The 20,749-nt window shown below is 72.0% G+C and carries 21 protein-coding genes; 5 read left to right on the forward strand and 16 right to left on the reverse strand.

Going from position 1 to position 20,749, the window contains the following annotated elements:
- Positions 1-163 precede the first annotated feature (163 nt).
- The 3 genes from hemB to IH00_RS0124900 form a co-directional block, all read right to left on the reverse strand.
- Positions 164-1,159 carry a porphobilinogen synthase gene (gene hemB, locus IH00_RS0124890; RefSeq protein WP_031077245.1) on the reverse strand — a complete coding sequence of 332 codons (996 nt, stop codon included), beginning with the start codon at positions 1,157-1,159 and terminating at the stop codon, positions 164-166.
- An 80-nt stretch (positions 1,160-1,239) separates the two neighbouring features.
- A complete protein-coding gene (locus IH00_RS0124895; protein ID WP_031077248.1) occupies positions 1,240-2,145 on the reverse strand; it encodes a hypothetical protein in 906 nt (301 codons plus the stop codon).
- Positions 2,146-2,420: 275 nt separating this feature from the next.
- Positions 2,421-2,864, reverse strand: a complete 444-nt coding sequence (locus tag IH00_RS0124900; protein WP_052411617.1) for an ATP-binding protein — start codon at positions 2,862-2,864, stop codon at positions 2,421-2,423.
- 204 nt (positions 2,865-3,068) lie between these two features.
- Between IH00_RS0124900 and IH00_RS0124905 the strand changes: the two genes are divergently transcribed.
- Complete coding sequence (locus IH00_RS0124905; RefSeq protein WP_107064512.1) at positions 3,069-3,854, forward strand: helix-turn-helix domain-containing protein; 786 nt, start codon at positions 3,069-3,071, stop codon at positions 3,852-3,854.
- Positions 3,851-4,111 (forward strand): DUF397 domain-containing protein, encoded by a 261-nt coding sequence (locus IH00_RS0124910; protein ID WP_078887937.1) that lies wholly within the window; start codon positions 3,851-3,853, stop codon positions 4,109-4,111. Before IH00_RS0124905 ends, IH00_RS0124910 begins: the two co-directional genes overlap by 4 nt.
- A gap of 67 nt (positions 4,112-4,178) precedes the next feature.
- Here IH00_RS0124910 and IH00_RS0124915 read toward each other — a convergent pair whose 3' ends face one another.
- From IH00_RS0124915 to IH00_RS0124935, 5 genes are all read right to left on the reverse strand, one after another.
- Complete coding sequence (locus IH00_RS0124915) at positions 4,179-5,846, reverse strand: bifunctional uroporphyrinogen-III C-methyltransferase/uroporphyrinogen-III synthase (protein WP_052411613.1); 1,668 nt, start codon at positions 5,844-5,846, stop codon at positions 4,179-4,181.
- Positions 5,843-6,814, reverse strand: a complete 972-nt coding sequence (gene hemC / locus IH00_RS0124920) for a hydroxymethylbilane synthase (protein WP_031077259.1) — start codon at positions 6,812-6,814, stop codon at positions 5,843-5,845. The genes IH00_RS0124915 and hemC overlap by 4 nt, the downstream gene beginning before the upstream one ends.
- Entirely contained in the window at positions 6,811-8,166 is a 1,356-nt protein-coding gene (locus IH00_RS0124925) for a glutamyl-tRNA reductase (protein WP_031077262.1), read from the reverse strand. Before IH00_RS0124925 ends, hemC begins: the two co-directional genes overlap by 4 nt.
- Complete coding sequence (locus IH00_RS0124930; RefSeq protein ID WP_031077264.1) at positions 8,163-8,960, reverse strand: redox-sensing transcriptional repressor Rex; 798 nt, start codon at positions 8,958-8,960, stop codon at positions 8,163-8,165. Before IH00_RS0124930 ends, IH00_RS0124925 begins: the two co-directional genes overlap by 4 nt.
- Before the next feature lie 274 nt (positions 8,961-9,234).
- Positions 9,235-9,507, reverse strand: coding sequence for a glutaredoxin family protein (locus IH00_RS0124935; protein WP_031077265.1), 273 nt, complete (start codon positions 9,505-9,507; stop codon positions 9,235-9,237).
- Between the two features lie 102 nt (positions 9,508-9,609).
- On the opposite strand from IH00_RS0124935, the gene IH00_RS0124940 reads away from it, so the two are divergent.
- From IH00_RS0124940 to IH00_RS0124950, 3 genes are all read left to right on the forward strand, one after another.
- Entirely contained in the window at positions 9,610-10,500 is an 891-nt protein-coding gene (locus IH00_RS0124940) for an HAD family hydrolase (RefSeq protein ID WP_031077267.1), read from the forward strand.
- Positions 10,501-11,377: 877 nt separating this feature from the next.
- Positions 11,378-12,157, forward strand: a complete 780-nt coding sequence (locus IH00_RS0124945; RefSeq protein ID WP_031077269.1) for an ECF subfamily RNA polymerase sigma factor, BldN family — start codon at positions 11,378-11,380, stop codon at positions 12,155-12,157.
- A 215-nt stretch (positions 12,158-12,372) separates the two neighbouring features.
- Entirely contained in the window at positions 12,373-13,551 is a 1,179-nt protein-coding gene (locus IH00_RS0124950) for a DUF5667 domain-containing protein (RefSeq protein WP_031077270.1), read from the forward strand.
- 78 nt (positions 13,552-13,629) lie between these two features.
- Here the strand turns inward: IH00_RS0124950 and IH00_RS0124955 are convergent, their stop codons facing one another.
- The 8 genes from IH00_RS0124955 to IH00_RS0124990 all read right to left on the reverse strand — a co-directional run bounded on the left by IH00_RS0124955 (position 13,630) and on the right by IH00_RS0124990 (position 20,715).
- Positions 13,630-14,703 (reverse strand): lysophospholipid acyltransferase family protein, encoded by a 1,074-nt coding sequence (locus IH00_RS0124955; protein WP_031077272.1) that lies wholly within the window; start codon positions 14,701-14,703, stop codon positions 13,630-13,632.
- A 15-nt stretch (positions 14,704-14,718) separates the two neighbouring features.
- Positions 14,719-15,792, reverse strand: coding sequence for an NAD-dependent epimerase/dehydratase family protein (locus IH00_RS0124960; RefSeq protein WP_031077274.1), 1,074 nt, complete (start codon positions 15,790-15,792; stop codon positions 14,719-14,721).
- A gap of 207 nt (positions 15,793-15,999) precedes the next feature.
- Positions 16,000-16,098: a 30S ribosomal protein bS22 gene (locus IH00_RS40500; RefSeq protein ID WP_003948845.1), complete on the reverse strand. Its 99-nt coding sequence runs from the start codon at positions 16,096-16,098 to the stop codon at positions 16,000-16,002.
- A 150-nt stretch (positions 16,099-16,248) separates the two neighbouring features.
- A complete protein-coding gene (locus IH00_RS0124970) occupies positions 16,249-16,461 on the reverse strand; it encodes a helix-turn-helix domain-containing protein (RefSeq protein WP_064070100.1) in 213 nt (70 codons plus the stop codon).
- 128 nt (positions 16,462-16,589) lie between these two features.
- A complete protein-coding gene (locus tag IH00_RS0124975; RefSeq protein WP_031077279.1) occupies positions 16,590-17,405 on the reverse strand; it encodes a phosphatase in 816 nt (271 codons plus the stop codon).
- 311 nt (positions 17,406-17,716) lie between these two features.
- Positions 17,717-18,892 carry an acetoin utilization protein AcuC gene (locus tag IH00_RS0124980; protein ID WP_078887941.1) on the reverse strand — a complete coding sequence of 392 codons (1,176 nt, stop codon included), beginning with the start codon at positions 18,890-18,892 and terminating at the stop codon, positions 17,717-17,719.
- On the reverse strand, positions 18,861-20,027 hold the full coding sequence (locus IH00_RS0124985) for an MFS transporter (RefSeq protein ID WP_031077283.1): 1,167 nt from the start codon (positions 20,025-20,027) through the stop codon (positions 18,861-18,863). The genes IH00_RS0124980 and IH00_RS0124985 overlap by 32 nt, the downstream gene beginning before the upstream one ends.
- 43 nt (positions 20,028-20,070) lie before the next feature.
- Positions 20,071-20,715 (reverse strand): HAD family hydrolase, encoded by a 645-nt coding sequence (locus IH00_RS0124990; protein WP_031077285.1) that lies wholly within the window; start codon positions 20,713-20,715, stop codon positions 20,071-20,073.
- Positions 20,716-20,749 lie beyond the last annotated feature (34 nt).

Genomic DNA, 20,749 nt, shown 5'->3' on the forward strand with positions numbered 1-20,749 from the left:
GCCAAGCTCGTGGAACTGCCCGGCAAGCCCGGCTGGGGCGCCTGGTACGCCACCACGCCCGCCACCGCCGGCCACGGCCACGGCGTCACCCTGTACGACCGCCACGGCAAGGCCCTCGCGGAGTTGCCCGGAATCGACTCCCGGGGCCCTTCCGGAGGAGGCCCTAGCGGATGAACCGCTGCGCGGCCTCGGTCGCCCAGTACGTCAGGATCATCTGCGCGCCCGCCCGCCGGATGCCGGTGAGGGTCTCCACGATCGCCTTGTCCCGGTCGATCCAGCCCTTCTCCGCCGCCGCCTCGATCATCGCGTACTCACCGCTGATCTGGTACGCGGCGACCGGCACGTCCACCGCCTCGGCGACCTTCGCCAGGACGTCGAGGTACGGACCGGCGGGCTTGACCATCACCATGTCGGCGCCCTCCTCCAGGTCCAGCGCCAGCTCGCGCATCGACTCGCGGAGGTTCGCGGGGTCCTGCTGGTAGGTCTTGCGGTCGCCGCGCAGGGACGAGCCGACGGCCTCCCGGAAGGGCCCGTAGAAGGCGGAGGAGTACTTCGCCGTGTAGGCGAGGATGGCGACGTCCTCCTTGCCGATGGTGTCCAGCGCGTCCCGGACGACGCCGACCTGACCGTCCATCATGCCGCTGGGCCCGACCACGTGGACGCCGGCGTCCGCCTGGACCTGCGCCATCTCGGCGTACCGCTCCAGGGTCGCGTCGTTGTCGACGCGCCCCTCCGCGTCCAGCACCCCGCAGTGCCCGTGGTCCGTGTACTCGTCGAGACACAGGTCGGACATGATCACCAGGTCGTCGCCGACCTCGGCGCGCACGTCGCGGATGGCGACCTGGAGGATGCCGTCCGGGTCGGTGCCCGCCGTGCCGAGGGCGTCCTTCTTCGCATCCTCCGGCACGCCGAAGAGCATGATCCCGGAGACACCTGCCGCGGCCGCCTCCACCGCGGCCTTCCGCAGCGTGTCCCGCGTGTGCTGCACGACCCCCGGCATCGCGGCGATCGGCACCGGCTCGCTCACGCCCTCGCGCACGAACGCGGGCAGGATCAGGTCGGCGGGGTGCAGGCGGGTCTCCGCGACCATCCGCCGCATGGTGGGGGTCGTCCGCAGCCGCCGCGGCCGCGCACCGGGGAAGGATCCGTACGAAGTCATACGCCCACGCTACGCCCGGCCCGCTCGTGCTCTTGCCGACAGCCTGCCGGAGCGCGCGGCGCCGCTTCGGCAGGCCCGGCTCAGGCCGCCAGCGCCGATGGCGGACGGCAGTCACGGCAGCGTCCCGGCTCCGGGGAGCGGAACGCGCGATCGCACGTGTCGCACGTCTGGAACGGGTCGGGCCGGGCCGCCCCGGGGCCCCTGGCGCTCCCTTCGGGGAGCGGCGGGGGCAGCATCTCCCGCAGACGGTGACCCAGGAGACCGGCCGGGTTCCGCAGATCCGCGGGCAGGCACGCGGTCAGCGTGCGGTGAACGGCGCAGGGAGTGGCGCCGTTGTCGAGCCAGGCGGTGACGGCGGGGGCGAGACGCCGCACGTCCCGTCCGGAGAGGGTGAGCCGGTCGTCGGTGCGGCGCAGGTCCACGAGGAGGGCGGCGGCCGTGTCGTGGCGCTCGCCGCCGGATGCCTCCGGCAGCTCGGGCGCCGCCGCGACGGCTGCGGCCACGACGGGTTCCACCGGCACGGCCTGCACCGGGGCCGGATGCGGTACGGGCTCCACCGGCGCCGGTCGCCTCCGGGGCCTCGGCCCGGCCGCGCGCGGCGCCAGCGGGACGGCTGCGCTCGGAGCAGGGACGTCGTAGACGTGGGTACGCGTGATCACGCGGCCGGCGGCGGTGCGCTCCCGGGCCCGCCGGAGGTAGCCGTGGACCTCCAGCTCGCGCAGGGCGAACGCGATCCGCTCGCGGCTCTCGGGAAAGCGGGCCGCCATGGAGCGGATGTCGATGGCGGCGCCTTCGGGCAGCGAGAGGATGTGGGTGGCCAGCCCGATCGCGATGAGGGACAGCTCGGCGTGCTGGGCCAGGTGGTTGCCGATGACCGTGTACCGGTCCGGCTGGTGTTCCCTGATGTGGGTGACACCGGTGTGGGTGGCGCTCGCGGGAACAGGGGGGCGGGGGCGGACGGCGGCGCTAGGCTTCTGCTCAGCCATGTGGGGAAGATCTGCTCTCTTCCTCGGTGGTCAGGCCCTCGCACTGGGATGCCAGTCCCGGCGGGGGCCGTCGCATGTCTGCGGTTGTCAGGGCGAGGCTGCCCGACCAAACCGCCCTCGCGCCAGCAGGGTTGGGCGGATTCACTCCAGTGAGTGACGTACGCGGGGTTTGGTTGGTTTGGAAGGTTCTTTCCCAGGGTTCTTTGGTCTTTGACCGCCCGCCGCACCGGCGTACGGAACACCGGAGCCTGAAGGTCCGGGCTCCGGTGACGCGTTCACCGGCACGGGACGAGGTCGAGCTCCGCCCAGACGGTCTTGCGCGGCACGGGCCCCAGCTCGACACCCCAGCGATCCGCCAGCACCTCGACCAGCAACAGCCCGTAGCCGGACTCGGCCGGCGCATCGGCCGGTTCCGCCGTACGGACGGGCAGCCGCTCCCGGCGGGTGTCGGTCACCTCGACACGGAGCGTGCCGGGCGGCACGACGATCAGCGCGAGACGGAAGTCCCGCCCGGGCACCCTCCCGTGCGCCACCGCGTTCGCCGCCAGCTCGGCCACGACGAGCCGCGCGGGATCCAGGGGCAGCCCCCACGAACGCAGTTGCTCCGTCGCCAGGAGCCGCGCCAGCCGGGCGCCGCGGGGTGTGGCGGAGAGCGGCACGGAGAAGTGGCGCAGCGGGGCATGCGTGGCGGATGCGATGTCGTGATTCACATCACCCAGCGTGTTCGCGCCTGCGTGACGTGTGAAGCGGAGGAGCCCGTGCGGACGGTGACTGTCCGCCCGGCGGCCGGTTCCGTCCGGGCCGTACGGGGGTGACCCAGGCCCGTACGGACGGGTTGTACAGGGAAGGGCCAGCGCGGAGGGAGGGTGGCAGACGTGAACGACGAGGACACGTGTCTGGACGACGAGGAAGCCGGGGCGGTGATGCGCGCGGTCGCCCGGCAACTGAAACTGTGGCGCGAGGCGGCCGGCCTCACCCAGGCCGAGTTCGGCCGCGCCATCGGCTACGGGGAGGAACTGGTCTCCTCGGTGGAGCGGGGGCGGCGCATCGCCCGGCCCGAGTACCTGGACGCTGCGGACGAGGTACTGAACGCGGGCGGCAGGCTCGCAGCGATGAAGGGCGACGTGGCGGAGGCGCGGTACCCGAAGAAGGTACGGGGCGTGAAGCGCCTGGAGGCGGAGGCCGTCGAGATCTGCTCCTACAACAACTCGGTCATCGATGGACTGTTGCAGACGGAGGAGTACGCGCGGGCGGTGTTCAGCTCACGGCGTCCTCAGTTCACGGAAGAGGAGCTGGAGCAGCGGGTAGCAGCTCGCCTCGACCGTCAGCAGATCTTCTGTACCCCAACCACACGCCCGCTGCTCAGTTTTGTCCTGTGTGAGGCGACGCTTCTCCGCCTGATCGGGGGCAAGATGGTGATGCGCAAGCAGCTCGAACGCTTGTCGGAAGTGGCCCGGCTGCGAGATGTCGATCTCCAGGTGCTCCCCCTAAGCCGGGAGGAGAACTCGGGCCTTGGCGGCCCTTTCCGACTACTCAAGCTCAAGGATGGGGCAGCCGTGGGTCTCAACGAGGTCCAGCTCACCAACCGCGTGATCACCGACCCGAAAGAGACGACAGTCCTCGACATGCGCTATGGGATCATCCGGGCGCAGGCTCTCACCCCACGAGAGTCGCTGGCCTTCATCGAGAAAGTGCTGGGAGAGTCATGACCCTCAAGCCCTCTGACGGAGCCAACAATCAGTTGGAGTGGATAAAGAGCAGCTACAGCTCGGACGACGGCCCATCCTGCGTCGAAGTGGCCTGGACCAAGAGCAGCTACAGCACCGACGACGGTCCCGACTGCGTCGAGGTCGCGGCCATGACCGACCGGATCCTCGTCCGCGACTCCAAGAACCCCACCGGCCCCCGCCTCGCGCTCGCCCCCGCCACCTGGGCGGCCTTCCTGCCGTACGCCTCGCGGCGCTGACGACACGCCGAGGGGGGTGGTGCGTACCGCGCGGTACGCACCACCCCCCTCCGAGGCCCTGGAAACGTCAGGTCGTCGTGCGCCGACGCCGCGCCCCCGGCCGCCGCTCGCTCGGCCGCGTGACCGGGTCACCGGCCTCCAGCGCGGCCTGCCGACGCCGTACGCCGAACTCCGCGAGCGCCTCCGCGAGCTTGTGCACCGACGGCTCCGGCGCCAGGACGTCCACCCGCAGCCCGTGCTCCTCCGCGGTCTTCGCGGTGGCGGGGCCGATGCAGGCGATCACGGTCACGTTGTGCGGCTTTCCGGCGATGCCCACCAGGTTCCGCACGGTCGACGACGACGTGAAGAGAACGGCGTCGAAGCCACCACCCTTGATCGCCTCGCGCGTCTCGGCCGGCGGCGGCGAAGCGCGCACGGTCCGGTACGCGGTCACGTCGTCGACCTCCCAGCCGAGCTCGATCAAACCTGCGACCAGCGTCTCGGTCGCGATGTCGGCGCGCGGCAGGAAGACGCGGTCGATCGGGTCGAAGACCGGGTCGTACGGCGGCCAGTCCTCCAGCAGGCCCGCGGCCGACTGCTCACCGCTGGGCACGAGGTCCGGCTTCACGCCGAACTCCACCAGCGCCCTGGCCGTCTGCTCGCCCACCGCCGCGACCTTGATCCCGGCGAAGGCGCGCGCGTCGAGCCCGTACTCCTCGAACTTCTCCCGCACCGCCTTGACCGCGTTGACCGAGGTGAAGGCGATCCACTCGTACCGTCCGGTGACGAGCCCCTTGACCGCGCGCTCCATCTGCTGGGGCGTGCGCGGCGGCTCGACCGCGATGGTCGGCACCTCGCTCGGCACGGCACCGTAGGACCTGAGCTGGTCGGAGAGCGACGCCGCCTGCTCCTTCGTGCGCGGGACGAGCACCTTCCAGCCGAACAGCGGCTTGGACTCGAACCACGCGAGCTGGTCGCGCTGGGCGGCGGCGCTGCGCTCACCGACCACGGCTATGACCGGCTGGTGGCCGTCCGGGGACGGCAGCACCTTCGCCTGCTTCAGGACCTGGGCGATGGTGCCGAGCGTCGCGGTCCACGTCCGCTGCCGGGTCGTCGTCCCCGCCACGGTCACGGTCATCGGGGTGTCCGGCTTACGGCCGGCCGCCACCAGCTCACCGGCCGCCGCGGCGACGGCGTCGAGGGACGTCGACACGACCACCGTCCCGTCGCTCGACCCCACCTCCGCCCAGCACCGCTCGCTCGCGGTCCGGGCGTCGACGAAGCGCACGTCGGCGCCCTCGGCGTCGCGCAGCGGCACACCGGCGTACGCCGGCACGCCCACCGCGGTCGCCACGCCCGGCACGACCTCGAAGGGGATGCCCTCCGCGGCACACGCGAGCATCTCGGCTCCCGCGTTGCCGTCGAGGCCGGGGTCGCCGCTCACGGCACGGACGACCCGCTTGCCGCCCCGCGCGGCCTCCATGACAAGATTGGTCGCATCCCTCAACACGGGGACACCGGCGGTCATTGACGCATCGTCAACAATCGTCAGCTCAGGCGTGCTCACGCCCGCCCGGGCGTGGCCGCGTACGACGTCGAGCACATCCGGCTCGGCGATGAGTACGTCAGCGCCCGCCAGCGCCTCGACGGCGCGCAGTGTCAGCAGCCCCGGATCCCCGGGTCCGGCGCCCAGGAAGGTGACGTGACCGCACGCGGAGAACGCCGAGGAAACCTTGGATGCAGTGGTGGGGCTCAAAGTGCTCGCTCCCCCATAAGACCGGCCGCACCCTTGGCGAGCATCTCGGACGCGAGTTCGCGACCGAGCGCGACAGCGTCGCCGTGCGACGTGGGTACGGGACCGGTGGTGGACAACTGCACCAGCGTGGTGCCGTCGGTCGTGCCGACGACGCCGCGCAGGCGCATCTCATGAACAACCTGCCCATCGGCCAGCAGGTCGGCCAGCGCACCCACGGGTGCGGAGCAGCCGGCCTCCAGGGCGGCGAGCAGGGACCGCTCGGCGGTCACGGCGGCCCGGGTGTGCGGGTCGTCGAGCTCGGCGAGCGCGGCGGCGAGGTCGGTGTTCGCCGCCGTGCACTCGATCGCCAGCGCCCCCTGTCCGGGGGCGGGCAGGACCGTGTCGACCGACAGGTGCTCGGTCACTTCGTCGCCACGCCCGATGCGGTTCAGACCGGCCGCGGCGAGTACCACCGCGTCCAGCTGCCCGCTCCGCACGTAACCGATGCGCGTGTCGACGTTCCCCCGGATCGCCACGCATTCGATCTCCAGGCCGTGGCTGCGCGCGTACGCGTTGAGCTGCGCCATGCGCCGCGGCGAACCGGTGCCCACTCGGGCTCCGGCCGGAAGCTCCTCGAACCGCAGCCCGTCCCGGGCGACCAGCACGTCGCGCGGGTCCTCGCGCCGCGGGATCGCCGCGAGCACCAGGTCGTGGGGCTGCGCGGTCGGCAGGTCCTTGAGCGAGTGCACGGCGAAGTCCACCTCGCCCGCGAGCAGCGCGTCGCGCAGCGCCGTGACGAAGACGCCGGTACCGCCGATCTGCGCCAGGTTCTCGCGGGAGGTGTCGCCGTACGTGGTGATCTCCACGAGCTCCACCTGTCGCCCGGTCAGCTGCCGCACCGCCTCCGCGACCTGCCCGGACTGGGCCATGGCGAGCTTGCTGCGCCTGGTCCCCAGCCTCAATGCCCTCTGGGCCCTCTCGCTGGTCATACTCGCCCTCGGTTCTTGAGATCGGCGTCGTTCACGTCGGCCCGGCTGACGGAGGCGACCGTCTCCGGGTCGAGGTCGAAGAGTGTGCGCAGCGCGTCCGCGTAGCCGGCGCCGCCGGGCTCGCTGGCCAGCTGCTTGACCCGCACGGTGGGGGCGTGGAGCAGCTTGTCCACGACGCGCCGCACGGTCTGGGTGATCTCGGCGCGCTGCTTCTCGTCGAGACCGGGGAGCCGCCCCTCCAGCCGCGCCATCTCGCCGGCGACCACGTCCGCGGCCATGGTGCGCAGGGCGACCACGGTGGGGGTGATGTGCGCGGCGCGCTGGGCGGCGCCGAAGGCGGCCACCTCGTCGGCGACGATGCCGCGCACCTGGTCGACGTCGGCGGCCATCGGGGCGTCGGCGGACGCCTCGGCGAGCGATTCGATGTCGACGAGCCGGACGTTGACGAGCCGGTGCACGGCGGCGTCGATGTCGCGGGGCATGGCCAGGTCGAGCAGCGCCAGCGGCGCCGTGCGCCCGGCCATCGCCGTCTCGACGGCGGCGCGGGTGAGCACCAGCCCGGTGGCGCCGGTGCAGGAGACGACCACGTCGGCACGTGTCAGCTCGACGCCGACACCGGCCATCTCGACGGCGCGGGCGGCCACGCCCGTGCCGCCGGGCTCGGTGAGGATCTGTACGAGCCGCTCGGCGCGCTCCGTCGTCCGGTTGGCGACGACGACCTCGTCGACGCCGGCCCGCGCGAGCGTGGCGGCGGCCAGCGACGACATCGAACCGGCGCCGATGACGAGGGCCCGCTTGCCCTTGGCCCAGGTGTCCACCTCGGTGCCGACGGCCAGCTGCTCCAGGCCGAAGGTGACCAGGGACTGCCCGGCCCGGTCGATACCGGTCTCGCTGTGCGCCCGCTTGCCGACCCGCAGCGCCTGCTGGAACAGGTCGTTCAGCAGCCGTCCGGCGGTGTGCAGCTCCTGGCCGCGCGCGAGGGCGTCCTTGATCTGGCCGAGGATCTGCCCCTCGCCGACGACCATGGAGTCCAGTCCGCACGCCACCGAGAAGAGGTGGTGGACGGCCCGGTCCTCGTAGTGCACGTAGAGGTACGGGGTGAGCTCCTCCAGCCCGACCCCGCTGTGCTGGGCGAGCAGCGTGGACAGCTCGGCGACGCCCGCGTGGAACTTGTCCACGTCGGCGTACAGCTCGATGCGGTTGCAGGTGGCCAGGATCGCGGCCTCGACGGCCGGCTCGGCCGCGAGGGTGTCCTGCAGCAGTTTGCCCTGCGTGTCGGGGTCGAGGGCGGCCCGCTCCAGCACGCTCACGGGTGCGCTGCGGTGGCTGAGACCGACGACGAGGAGGCTCATGCCGGCATCACGGCGGGCATGTCCCCGTCAGGTCCCTTGCGGCCGCCGGCCGGGGTCGCGTCGCGCAGGGAGGCGCCGGCCACGCCGGAGGCCGTGGACGACGACGCCACGACGGCCGCGGCGTCCGACTCCTCGCCCGCCTTGCGCTGCTCGTGGAAGGCGAGGATCTGCAGCTCGATCGACAGGTCGACCTTGCGCACGTCCACGCCGTCGGGCACGGACAGCACGGTCGGGGCGAAGTTCAGGATGGAGGTGACGCCGGCCGCGACGAGTCGGTCGCAGACCTGCTGGGCGGCCCCGGCGGGGGTGGCGATCACACCGATGGACACGCCGTTCTCGTCGACGATCTTCTCCAGGTCGTCGATGTGCTGCACGGCGATGCCCGCGACGGGCTTGCCCACCATGGCGGGGTCGGCGTCGATCAGCGCGGCGACGCGGAAGCCGCGGGAGGCGAACCCGCCGTAGTTGGCGAGGGCGGCGCCGAGGTTACCGATACCGACCATGACGATCGGCCAGTCCTGGGTCAGCCCGAGCTCGCGTGAGATCTGGTAGACGAGGTACTCGACGTCGTACCCGACACCGCGCGTCCCGTACGACCCGAGATAGGAGAAGTCCTTGCGCAGCTTCGCGGAATTGACCCCCGCCGCTGCCGCGAGCTCCTCGGAGGAGACCGTCGGGACGGAGCGCTCCGACAATGCGGTCAGCGCCCGCAGATACAGCGGAAGCCTGGCGACGGTGGCCTCGGGGATTCCTCGGCTACGGGTCGCCGGTCGGTGTGTTCGGCCAGTTGCCACGGTGCTCCTGCGGGATGAGCGGGGCTGCAGGCGGCCATACGTACCGAGGCCGCCCCGTCGACAGCAGGCTATGTCTTTGTGAACGCGTGCACAAAGATGGTGTCCCATTTGTCCGGCCAAAGTGACCGGGGTCACGCAAACCGAACGCGCCGCGGCGGAACCGGGGGCGTCGTCACACCGTTGGGACACCGAAGGGGGCAAAACCGTCCACTCTCCTCACGACTACGCCCCCGAAACCCAACAAAACGCACACGATGGTAACCGCCCGTTCCGGTCACCCCCGCCGGTCGAGCTCCCGCCGCAGCCGCCCGGCGTCGACCTTCCAGAAGGTGTGCTGCTCCCCGTCCACCAGCACCACCGGGATCTGCTCCCAGTAGGCACGGTGCAGCTCCTCGTCCTGGAGGATGTCCTTCTCCTCCCACACCGCGCCCGTCTCCGCGCACACCTGCTCGATCACCGCGCGCGCGTCGTCGCAGAGGTGACAGCCGGGCTTGCCGATGAGCGTCACCGTGGGCGGGCCGGGCCTCTTCTTCGTACGTCCGAACATGCACCCATTCTCCCGCCCCCTTCACAGGGCCGACGCCGACAGTTCACGCCATGGCGTCACCACAAGTCGGGAAGCACCGAACACAGTGGCTATGCTCACGCCATGGCCGCACTGGCATGGCTCACCCCCCGCAAGCGCTCCGCCACCGCGCGCAGTGTGCTCGCCGGCGAAGCGTCGGCCGAGGCCGCCCGGAAAACGTCGCAGCCCTTCCCCGTACCCGGGGACGAGCGCGCCGCCGCCTTCTTCGACCTCGACAACACCGTCATGCAGGGCGCCGCGATCTTCCACTTCGGCCGCGGCCTGTACAAGCGCAAGTTCTTCCAGCGCCGGGAGCTGGCCCGCTTCGCCTGGCAGCAGACCTGGTTCCGGCTGGCCGGGGTCGAGGACCCGGAGCACATGCAGGACGCGCGCGAGAGCGCGCTGTCGATCGTGAAGGGCCACCGCGTCTCCGAGCTGATGACCATCGGCGAGGAGATCTACGACGAGTACATGGCCGACCGCATCTGGCCCGGCACCCGAGCCCTGGCCCAGGCACACCTGGACGCCGGCCAGAAGGTCTGGCTCGTCACCGCCGCACCGGTCGAAACCGCCACCATCATCGCCCGCCGCCTCGGCCTCACGGGCGCGCTGGGCACGGTCGCCGAGTCGGTGGACGGCGTCTACACCGGAAAGCTGGTCGGCGAGCCCCTGCACGGCCCGGCCAAGGCGGAGGCCGTACGCGCCCTGGCCGCCGCGGAGGGCCTGGACCTGACGCGCTGCGCGGCGTACAGCGACTCGCACAACGACATCCCGATGCTCTCGCTGGTGGGCCACCCGTACGCCATCAACCCGGACACCAAGCTGCGCAAGTACGCGCGCGAGCGGGAGTGGCGGCTGCGCGACTACCGCACGGGCCGCAAGGCGGCGAAGGTCGGCATCCCCGCGGCCGCGGGCGTCGGCGCCCTGGCGGGCGGCACGGCCGCCGCGGTAGCCCTCCACCGCCGCCGCCGCTGACCCCCGCCGGCGGCCTCCGCCACCGCCGCGGGCTTCCGCTGCTGCTTGTCTCCCCGGCGACCGCCCCCGGCCCCCGCGCGCAGACCTCCACCGTGGCCCTTCCGCTGCCGCCGACCGCCCCCGCAGCCGTCTGCTCCTCCACCCCGCCGGAGCCGTCCGCCCGCCGGGCCCGGCCCGCGCAGCGGCCAGCTTCCGCCGACCTGCTCCCCGTCGGCCTCCGCTCCCACTGGCCGCTCCGCGGCTGCTGACTCTGGCCGTCGGCCTCCGCCACCGCCACCGCCCCGGGCTTCCGCTGCTCCGCGTCTCCCCGGCGACCGCACCCGGCCCCCCGTACCGCCGACTTCCGCTGCCGCAGGCCCTGCTGTCCTGATTGCCCTGCCCGGCCGGCCGCCCCCGCAGCCCGCCGACCCTCCACCTCACCGGCGGTCGGTCCGCCGCCGGTCCGCCACCCGCCGGGGGCCCCGCGCAGCGACCCGGCCGTGGACCGCGGCGCCGAAGCGGGGGCGCGGCACGCGGCGCGCGGCACGCCGCGCACGCCCTCCTCCGCCGCCGCCGGTCCACGGCCGGATCACGCCCAAACCAGGGTCTTACCCCCGCGAAACGCCGCCCAGTCCCCCCGCGACGCACTCGGCCACAACAGATCCCGCACCGCACCACTTTTCGAAGTAATCCGATCAATCAACGGTCGCCAAGTGCTCCTCGATCAGCCGCGTAGCGATAACAGAAACGACTGAATCGATGATTTGAGCAACTCGGTGTAGCGCTCCCTGCACGAAGCGTTATTCTCCTCAGACGCAATACGAGACCCTCACACGTCGCTACGACGGGTGAACGGTTCCGCACTGCACGTGATGGAAGCTCTGCCTCTGGGAGTCCCGTGTACCCACACGTCGGGGTTGACGCCTCGGGCCTGGCTACGCTGCGCGCAACGGTCCTCGACCATCTGCGCGGCTTCGTCCCCACCGCGTATGCCGTCCCCGCCTTCGCCGCACCGGCACCCGCCGGTCCCTGCTATGCCCTCGCCGACGGCGGTGCCGCCGTCGGAAGACGGAGCGGCCGCGCCGGAGCGGGCACCTCGACCACCGCCCGCCGCCCCACCGCCGACAGCGACAGCGCGCGCATGATGGACCTGGTCGAGCGCGCCCAGGCCGGCGAGGCCGAGGCCTTCGGCCGCCTGTACGACCAGTACAGCGACACCGTGTACCGCTACATCTACTACCGCGTCGGCGGGAAGGCGACCGCCGAGGACCTCACCAGCGAGACGTTCCTGCGCGCCCTGCGCCGCATTTCCACCTTCACCTGGCAGGGGCGCGATTTCGGTGCCTGGCTGGTCACGATCGCTCGCAACCTGGTCGCGGACCACTTCAAGTCGAGCCGGTTCAGGCTCGAAGTGACCACAGGCGAAATGCTCGATGCCAACGAGGTGGAGCGCAGCCCGGAGGACTCGGTCCTGGAGTCCCTCTCCAACGCCGCCCTCCTGGAGGCCGTCCGCAAGCTGAACCCGCAGCAGCAGGAGTGCGTCACCCTGCGCTTCCTGCAGGGCCTCTCGGTCGCCGAGACCGCCCGTGTGATGGGCAAGAACGAAGGCGCGATCAAGACCCTCCAGTACCGGGCGGTCCGCACCCTCGCACGCCTGCTCCCCGAGGACGCGCGGTGACCGCGGAACACCGTCCGTGATGCTTCGATGACGCGCTGGTCGGATCATCTTTCGTGCGTAACCCAGGTGCCGCGACGCTCGTTGTGCGGGATGCAGGCTCCCTATGGTCACACCCTGACCGTATCCACTCACTCGTTCGTGTGGATGTACTCAAGGTGTGCAACCTTCCCGACCTTCCGGGGAGTCGACCGTGATGACGAGAGGAGGTGCCGCCAGTGATCGCGAACGTATCGGCGCACCGGCGGGCGAACGCCTTCGCCCAGGCCCTGGAAGATCAGGCGGCCGAGCAGCCCGACGCGTCGGTCGAACCGACCGAGCGGGGTCGGCTGTTGGCCCTGGCGAGCGATCTCGGCGAGCTGCCGAAGCCGGAGTTGGACCCCGAAGTGAAGGTCGTGCAGCGAGCGCAGCTCGTCGCCGCCATGGAAGCGATGATGGCGGAGGGGGGTGCGTCCGCGGGCCCTACGGTCCCGGAGCAACGGGCGTCGGCCGGACGGGGATCCCACCGGGCCACCGCGCTCCGGAAATTGCGTCCGCGCTCCCGCTGGTCGAAGGGCCTCGCGGCCGGCGGCCTCACGGTCGGAGTGGCCGCGGGGGCGTTCAGCGGGGTGGCCGCTGCCAGTTCCGACGCCCTTCCCGGTGATTCGCTGTACGGGCTGAAGCGGGGCATGGAGGATCTCAAGCTGGGGCTCGCCGACGACGAGGCCGACCGCGGCGGAATCTATCTGGACCAGGCGTCCACCCGGCTGAGCGAGGCCCGCCGGCTCATGGAGCGCGGCCGCTCCGGCGTCCTCGACCACGAGTCGCTGAGCGAGATCCGCCGCGCGCTCAACGGCATGCAGCACGACGCCGCCGAAGGCCACCGCCTGCTGCGCATCGCGTACGAACGCGACGGCACCATCGCCCCGATGGCCACGCTCAACTCGTTCGCCCGCAACCACCGCGACGCGTGGAACGGCCTGCGCGACCAGCTGCCGCCCCAACTCACCGACGTGCGCGACCAGGTGAGCTCGGTCTTCGCCGCCATAGACGAAGAGGTCGGCCCGCTGCAGTCCAAGCTGCCGCGTGCCCCGGAAAAGAAGGACCACCACCGTCCTTCCGGTTCCGGCAGCCCCGAGCACTCGGCCGGTTCGGGCAGCCCGTCGGACCAGTCCCCGTCCGCGCCGGAAGCCCGCCCTTCGGGCAGCACCGGCAAGCCGGGCCCCTCGGGCTCCGGCCCCGCTCAGGACGAAGGACTGCTCGGCGGCAACACAGGCGGCATCCTCGAGCCGGACCCGTCGACACCGCCGCCCGACGCGGACCAGCAGCCCCCGGCGCCGGCTCCCGACGTCACGATCCCCCCGCTGCTGCCGGGCATCCTCCCGGGCCTCGGCATCGACGAGGAGGACGCACGGTAGGACACGCGACGGCACGGGCGCTGGGCGCCGGTTCCGGATCCACCGGGCCGGCGCCCAGCGCCCGTACGTCTCACGCTCCTAGAAGAAGACCGACCTCCGCTGCACGAGCAGCTTGTACAGCGTGTGCTGAATCTGCTCCCGCACCTGGTCCGTCAGGTTGAACATCAGCATCGGGTCCTCCGCCGCCTCCGGCGGATAGCCGTCCGTCGGGATCGGCTCACCGAACTGGATCGTCCACTTCGTCGGCAGCGGCACCGCTCCGAGCGGCCCCAGCCACGGGAAGGTCGGCGTGAGCGGGAAGTACGGAAGGCCGAGCACCCGTGCGAGCGTCTTCGCGTTGCCGACCATCGGGTAGATCTCCTCCGCCCCGACGATCGAGCACGGCACGATCGGCGCTCCGGCGCGCAGCGCCGTCGACACGAACCCGCCCCGCCCGAACCGCTGGAGCTTGTACCGCTCGCCGAAGGGCTTCCCGATGCCCTTGAAGCCCTCGGGCATCACCCCGACGACTTCACCGCGCCGCAGCAGCCGTTCCGCGTCCTCGGCACACGCAAGGGTGTGACCGGCCTTCCGGGCCAGCTCGTTGACGACCGGCAGCATGAACACCAAGTCGGCGGCCAGCAACCGCAGATGCCGCTCCGCCGGATGGTTGTCGTGCACGGCGACCTGCATCATCAGACCGTCCAGCGGAAGCACCCCCGAGTGGTTCGCCACCACCAGGGCCCCACCCTCCGCCGGGATGTTCTCCACGCCCTTCACCTCGACGCGGAAGTACTTCTCGTACAGCGGCCGCAGCAACGACATCAGGACCTGATCGGTCAGCTCCTTGTCGTACCCGAACTCGTCGACCTCGTACTCACCGGTGATCCGCCGCCGCAGGAACGCCAGCCCGCCCGCGATCCGGCGCTCCCAGCCGCCACCGCCTCCCGCGTCCGCCTGCACGCCGTCCGTACCGTCCGCACCACTCGCACCGCCCGGGGCGTCCACGGGCGCCCCCAGGGGCACCTGAGGGCCCGGCAGCGGGCTCACGGGAGCCTCGCCCTTGCGCCGTGTGCCGCCGCCCACGAGGGGCCGCCGGCGCCCCGGTCGTGGCGTGGCCGCACCCGCGCGCGGCCGGTCGTCGTCGAACGGAATGACCTTGGCGTCCGCCATCGTTGCTCGCGCTCCTTATCCGGCGTCGTGACCGGCACTGTGAGTCGTGTTCGTCGCGCCGCCCAGGAGCGGCGACGCGGCGATGCGGTCGACCGCCCCCGCCAGGGCCTCGGGCGGCAGCAGGCCCGTCCCCCGGCTGCGTGCGAAGTCCGCGAAGGTCTCCGCGGTCGTGTACCCCGGTTCGAAGCCGAGTGTCTCGCGCATCTGCGCCGTACTGACCACCCTGCCGTGCGTCAGCAGCCGGATCTGCTCGGGCGAGAAGTCCGTCACGCCGACCGTGCGCAGCGCCGTGCCGACCCACCTGATGGCGGGCAGCAGCACCGGTACCGTCGGCCGGCCCAGCCGCCGCGAGCACTGGGACAGCGTCAGCACGCCGTCGCCGGCGATGTTGAACGTGCCGCTGTTCAGCGTGCCGCGCCGCGGCTCGTGGGTGGCGATCCGCAGCACGTCGACCACGTCGTCCTCGTGGACGAACTGCAGCCGCGGGTCGTACCCGAAGACCGTCGGCAGGACCTGGAGGGAGAAGTACTCGGCCAGCGGCGAATCCGCCCCGGGCCCGAGGATGTTCGCGAAGCGCAGCACGCACACGGCCACATCGGGCCGCCGCCGCGCAAAGCCGCGGACGTACCCCTCGACCTCGACGACGTCCTTGGCGAAGCCACCGCTCGGCAGTGACTTCGGCGGCGTCGTCTCGGTGAAGACCGCGGGGTCGCGCGGCGCGGAGCCGTACACGCTCGTACTGGACTTCACCACCAGCCGGCGGATCGTCGGCGACTTCTGGCAGGCACCGAGCAGCTGCATCGTGCCGATGACGTTGGTCTCCTTGACCGCCGTCCGGCCGCCCGACCCCAGCGGCTGGCCCGTCACGTCCAGGTGGACGACGGTGTCGACCCCGTACTCGGCCAGTACGCGCCCGATCGCGGGCTGCCGGATGTCCGCGCGGACGAACTCCGCCGCGCCCAGCTGGTGCGTGGGGGTCACGGCGTCCACGCCGATGACCCGCTCCACCTCGGGGTCCTTCTGGATGCGCCGTACGAAACGGCCGCCGAGCTGCCGGGCCACCCCGGTGACGAGCACGACCTTCCCCAAGATCAGCGCCTTCCGTTCGGTCCTGTCCTCGCCTCTGCGCCACCGTAGCGGTTCACTGCTGCGGTGTGATGACCGCCGCACCCGCGGCCGGGCGCCGGCACCCCGGTCGGCACGCCGCCGGCCACCCCCCGGCCAAGCCCCGAAACACCGCGGCCCTCCCACCGGAACCGGTGGGAGGGCCGCGAATGCCTCACGTACAGCCGTCGCTTACTTCTTGTTGCGACGCTGCACGCGGGTGCGCTTGAGCAGCTTGCGGTGCTTCTTCTTGGCCATCCGCTTGCGCCGCTTCTTGATAACAGAGCCCACGACTACCCTCGCTCACTTCTCGGAACACCCCCGCATCAGCGGGGATCTCGGTGCGGGGCGTCTGGGCCCACACGACCTACGTCGGCCTAGCCTACCCGCCCGAGCCGCGAGCTTGTAATCCGAGGGGCACGCGGGACCTGCCGCGCCCCGCTACGCGGTCTCCACCCCCACGAAAGACTCCCGGAGGTACTCGTGAACCGCTTGCTCCGGCACCCGGAACGACCTGCCCACCCGGATGGCCGGCAGATGACCGCTGTGCACCAAGCGGTACACGGTCATCTTCGACACTCGCATCACCGAGGCGACTTCCGCCACGGTCAGGAACTTGACCTCGTTGAGAGGCCTCTCGCCAGCAGCAGCCATGACCCACCTGTACCTTCCGCACACGACGCCCACCGGCTTCCCCTCCGGTGACTCTTCGTCGCGGTGCGCTCACTCACCAGACTAGGGGCGGGTGATACGAGTGGGGAAGAGGAGCTGCCATCAGGCGCCTACTGTGACAGACACGCCCGATTGAGTACATAGCGAGTAATCGGCCGGTAGTAAGCGGACCGCACCCCGTCATCCACCGGCACGGCGACGGACACCCGTCCCTCCGCTTCCCCGACGAACAGCGCGGGATCGTCCGTATCGGCCAGCCCGATGGCCTCGAACCCCAGCTGACCTGCCCCGCAGACCCATCCGTGGTCCCCGACCACCAGCTCCGGCAGCGGCCGGCCGGCCACCGCCAGGTCCTCCAGAACCGCCCGCACGGGAAGGGGGGAATGCGTATGTGCGCCGGTCTCACAACCGGCGCCCCCGGCTCCCGGTTCCCGCACCATGGCGACTCCCCGTACGTAGTCCACGACGTACGTACGTACGCCAAACCGGGTCGTTATGTCGACACATCGCCCCTGCGGTGGTGTGAGAACGGTGCAACCCGCCGCCGACAAAGCGTCTGCCAACCCGGCGTAGAACCCCAGCAGGCGGTGCGGATGTCCGGTCCCGAACAGCACCGCTCCCCGCCGCGCGGCCACCTCGCCGAGCCGCGCGGCGAACGCGTCGAGCGCGCTCAGCGTCCGCTCAGGATCGATGACGTCGAACCCGGACCGGTCCGCCGGATCCCCGGACACCCCGCACCTGTCGGCCATCAGCCGCAGCACGTCGCGCTCGCTCCAGACCCCGTCGGGATCGAGCCCCAGCGTCACGCGCGGGTCCCGGGCCGCGAACAGCCGGTAGCTCCGCAGACTTTCCTCCCGCGAGGTGGCCACCGTCCCGGCCAGCCCCGCGGCCACCACATGCGCACGCAGCGCACCAGCACTCACCACCCTCCCGATGCTTCCGCACCGGGCACCCACGGGCGCCGGAACCCCGGCCACACCGCACAGTTGGCGTAATGGAACCGGTCCGGCGCAGAACCACCGGCGCCCGGACCGACGCGCTTGGCGCGACAGGTCGGTAGGCCGGCAGGAAGGCACGGCAGGCCGGCGGACCCGGCGGGCAGCCCGCGGCGCCCTCGCCGACGCCCCGCCAAGCGCGGCGCGCCGGGGGCGCGGGCGACGGACCCGGACGGGAGCGCGGGACGGAACGGGGACACGCCCGGGACGGAACGCGGGAGGGCCCGGGACGGAGCGCGGCGCTACGCCAGCAGTCCCCGCAGTGGGAACACCGCCCGCCGCGCCGCCAGCACCGCCTGGTCCAGGCGGTCCGCCGGGTCGTACCCCTCCTCCCACGCACGCCACTCCACCGGCCACCGCCCGTCCGTCATCCGCCCCGGCGCCAACTGCCGCGTCCTCGCGTACACCTCGTCCCGCCACGACGACGGGATGACCGACTCGGGCTCCACCGGGGCCCCGGCCGCGATCCCCACCAGATGCGTCCACGACCGCGGCACCACGTCCACGACCGCGTAACCGCCGCCGCCCAGCGCGACCCACCGCCCGTCGGCGTACTCGTGCGCCAGGTCATGACAGGCCACCTGCACCGCACGCTGCGCGTCCAGCGACACCGCGAGATGCGCCAAGGGATCCTCGAAGTGGGTGTCCGCCCCGTGCTGCGTCACCAGCACCTGGGGCCGGAAGTCCGCCAGCACCTCCGGCACCACCGCGTGGAACGCCCGCAGCCACCCCGCGTCCCCGGTGCCGGCCGGCAGCGCCACGTTCACCGCGCCGCCCGCCGCCTCACCGGCCCCACCGGTCTCCTCGGGCCACCCGGTCCCCGGGAACAGCGTTCGCGGGTGCTCGTGCAGCGAGATCGTCAGCACCCGGGGGTCGTCCCAGAACGCCGCCTGCACACCGTCCCCGTGGTGCACGTCCACATCCACGTACGCGACCCGCTCAGCCCCCAGCTCCAGCAGCCGGGCGATCGCCAGCGACGCGTCGTTGTAGATGCAGAAACCCGCCGCCGAGCCCGGCATCGCATGGTGCAGGCCCCCGGCGAAGTTCACCGCGTGCGCGGCCTCCCCCCGCCACACCGCCTCCGCCGCGCCCACCGACTGCCCCGCGATCAGCGCGGAGGCCTCGTGCATCCCGGCGAACGCCGGATCGTCCATCGTCCCCAGCCCGTACGCCTGGTCCGCCGCCCTCGGCTCCGCCGACGCGGCCCGCACCGCCGCCACGTAGTCCTCACGGTGCACCAGCCGCAGCGTCGACTCCCCGGCCGGCTTGGCCGCCACCACGTCCACGGCACGCTCCAGGCCGTACGCCCGCACCAGCCCCATGGTCAGCGCGAGCCGCACCGGATCCATCGGGTGCCCCGGCCCGAAGTCGTAACGTGTTACTGCCTCATCCCACATCAACAGTGTGCGGCCGCTCATGCCCGCCACCGTATCGGTACCGTTCAACTCCGAACGACCGGGCGTACCGCAGTGTCACCAGCACCAACACCAGCGGCACCACCAGCGCCCCGCGATAGCCCCACGCGTCGCCGAGCGCGCCCACGAGCGGCGCCCCGATCAGGAAGCCCACGTAGGTGAAGACGTTCAGCCGCGCGACCTCCTCGTCCCCGCGTGCCGCCGCGAACGTCTGAGGCACCAGCACGCTGAGCCCCAGCCCCAGCACCGTGAATCCGGCGACACCGGCCCACGCCCCCGGCGCCACCACCACGGCCCCGAACCCGGACGCGGCCAGCACCGCCCCGCACCGCACCACCGCCACGGCCCCGATTCGCCGCACCCCGGCATCCCCCACGGCCCGCCCCAACAGGGTCGTCACCATATAGGCGTTGTACGGAATCGTCGCCAGCTCCTCCGAGCTCCCGAGCACATCCGTCAGATACTTCGCGCTCCAGTTCGACACCGTCGAGTCCCCGATGTACGCGAACGTCATGACCAGACCCAACGGCAGCAGCACACGGGAGACCCCGGCATGCTCCGCCGGCTCCGGACCCCGCTCCCCGTCCACGTACCACCGGCTCCCCGCCAGCGCCGCCGGCAGCAGCACCGCGACCACCGGCAGGTACGACACGAGCAGCGCCAGGTCCCAGTGCGCCCCCACCCACGCCAGGGACGCCCCCACGATCCCGCCCAGGCTGTACGCGGCGTGGAACCCGAGCATGATGCTGCGCCCGTACGCCCGCTGGAGGCCGACCCCCAGCATGTTCATCGACGCGTCCAGCGCCCCGACCGCCAGCCCGAACACCCCGAGCGCCACCCCGATGTGCCACAGCCGGTCCCCGGCCCCGACCCCCATCAGGGCCAGCAGCACCACCGGCTGCGCCCACCGGAGCACCGTGCCCGGGGCGACCCGCCGCACCAGCCTCCCGGTGGCCACGCTCCCGGCACCCGCGAGGACCGGGACGGCCGCCAGGAAGGCGGGCAGCAGGGCGTTGGATATGCCGTAGCGGTCCTGGACGGCAGGGATGCGCGTGACGAGCAGCGCGTAGGTCACTCCCTGCACGAAGAAGCAGAACGCCAGCGAGCCCCGCCCGCGCCGCAACCGCGCATCCGTCATGGCGGCACAGCGTAGGGCGGCCGCCTACCCCTGGGTAGATCGGTCACACCAGCAGTGCCGGCAACGCCGCCATGTCGTCGAAGTAGCCGTGGGCGCCCGCCAGTTTCTCCGCGGACGTCATCGCCGTGAACCCGTACACGTCCATCCCGGCGGCCAGCGCCGCCTGCACCCCGAGCGGGCTGTCCTCGATCACGACGCAGCGCTCCGGGGCCACGCCCATCCGCTCGGCCGCGTACAGGAAGAGGTCGGGCGCCGGCTTGCCCCGCCCGACGTCCTGTGCGCTGAACACATTGCTGTCCCGGAACCACAGGTCCAGCCCGGTCTTCCGGTGCCCCACCCGAATCCGCTCATGGCTCCCGGACGACGCGACGCAGTAGGGCACCCCGTCCGCCACCAGCTTGCCCAGCACCTCGGTCACTCCGGCGACGGCCTCCAGCTGCCGCTCGAACGCCGCGAACACGCGGGCGTGGAACGTCGCGTCGAAGTCCTCCGGCAGCCGCTGCCCGGTCCGTTCCAGGACCAGATCGTGTACGCGGTGAACGGCGGCCCCCATGTAGTCCCGCAGCGAGTCCTCGTACGAGGTGGGGTGGCCGAGTTCCGTCAGATAGCCGGCCAGGATGGTGTTGGACAGGGGCTCGCTGTCGACGAGCACGCCGTCGTTGTCGAAGATGACGAGTTCATAGCGCATGCCACCACCCTAGAAGCCGCCTCGGCCCTGGAAC

It is taken from the genome of Streptomyces sp. NRRL S-118, from assembly GCF_000716335.1.
Taxonomy (GTDB): Bacteria; Actinomycetota; Actinomycetes; order Streptomycetales; family Streptomycetaceae; genus Streptomyces.

Coding starts and splice junctions, on each gene's coding strand:
- hemB (WP_031077245.1), bottom strand. CDS start 1,159: ATGACTTCGTACGGATCCTTCCCCGGTGCGCGGCCGCGGCGGCTGCGG.
- IH00_RS0124895 (WP_031077248.1), bottom strand. CDS start 2,145: ATGGCTGAGCAGAAGCCTAGCGCCGCCGTCCGCCCCCGCCCCCCTGTT.
- IH00_RS0124905 (WP_107064512.1), top strand. CDS start 3,069: ATGCGCGCGGTCGCCCGGCAACTGAAACTGTGGCGCGAGGCGGCCGGC.
- IH00_RS0124910 (WP_078887937.1), top strand. CDS start 3,851: ATGACCCTCAAGCCCTCTGACGGAGCCAACAATCAGTTGGAGTGGATA.
- hemC (WP_031077259.1), bottom strand. CDS start 6,814: ATGACCAGCGAGAGGGCCCAGAGGGCATTGAGGCTGGGGACCAGGCGC.
- IH00_RS0124925 (WP_031077262.1), bottom strand. CDS start 8,166: ATGAGCCTCCTCGTCGTCGGTCTCAGCCACCGCAGCGCACCCGTGAGC.
- IH00_RS0124935 (WP_031077265.1), bottom strand. CDS start 9,507: ATGTTCGGACGTACGAAGAAGAGGCCCGGCCCGCCCACGGTGACGCTC.
- IH00_RS0124940 (WP_031077267.1), top strand. CDS start 9,610: ATGGCCGCACTGGCATGGCTCACCCCCCGCAAGCGCTCCGCCACCGCG.
- IH00_RS0124955 (WP_031077272.1), bottom strand. CDS start 14,703: ATGGCGGACGCCAAGGTCATTCCGTTCGACGACGACCGGCCGCGCGCG.
- IH00_RS0124970 (WP_064070100.1), bottom strand. CDS start 16,461: ATGGCTGCTGCTGGCGAGAGGCCTCTCAACGAGGTCAAGTTCCTGACC.
- IH00_RS0124980 (WP_078887941.1), bottom strand. CDS start 18,892: ATGAGCGGCCGCACACTGTTGATGTGGGATGAGGCAGTAACACGTTAC.
- IH00_RS0124985 (WP_031077283.1), bottom strand. CDS start 20,027: ATGACGGATGCGCGGTTGCGGCGCGGGCGGGGCTCGCTGGCGTTCTGC.
- IH00_RS0124990 (WP_031077285.1), bottom strand. CDS start 20,715: ATGCGCTATGAACTCGTCATCTTCGACAACGACGGCGTGCTCGTCGAC.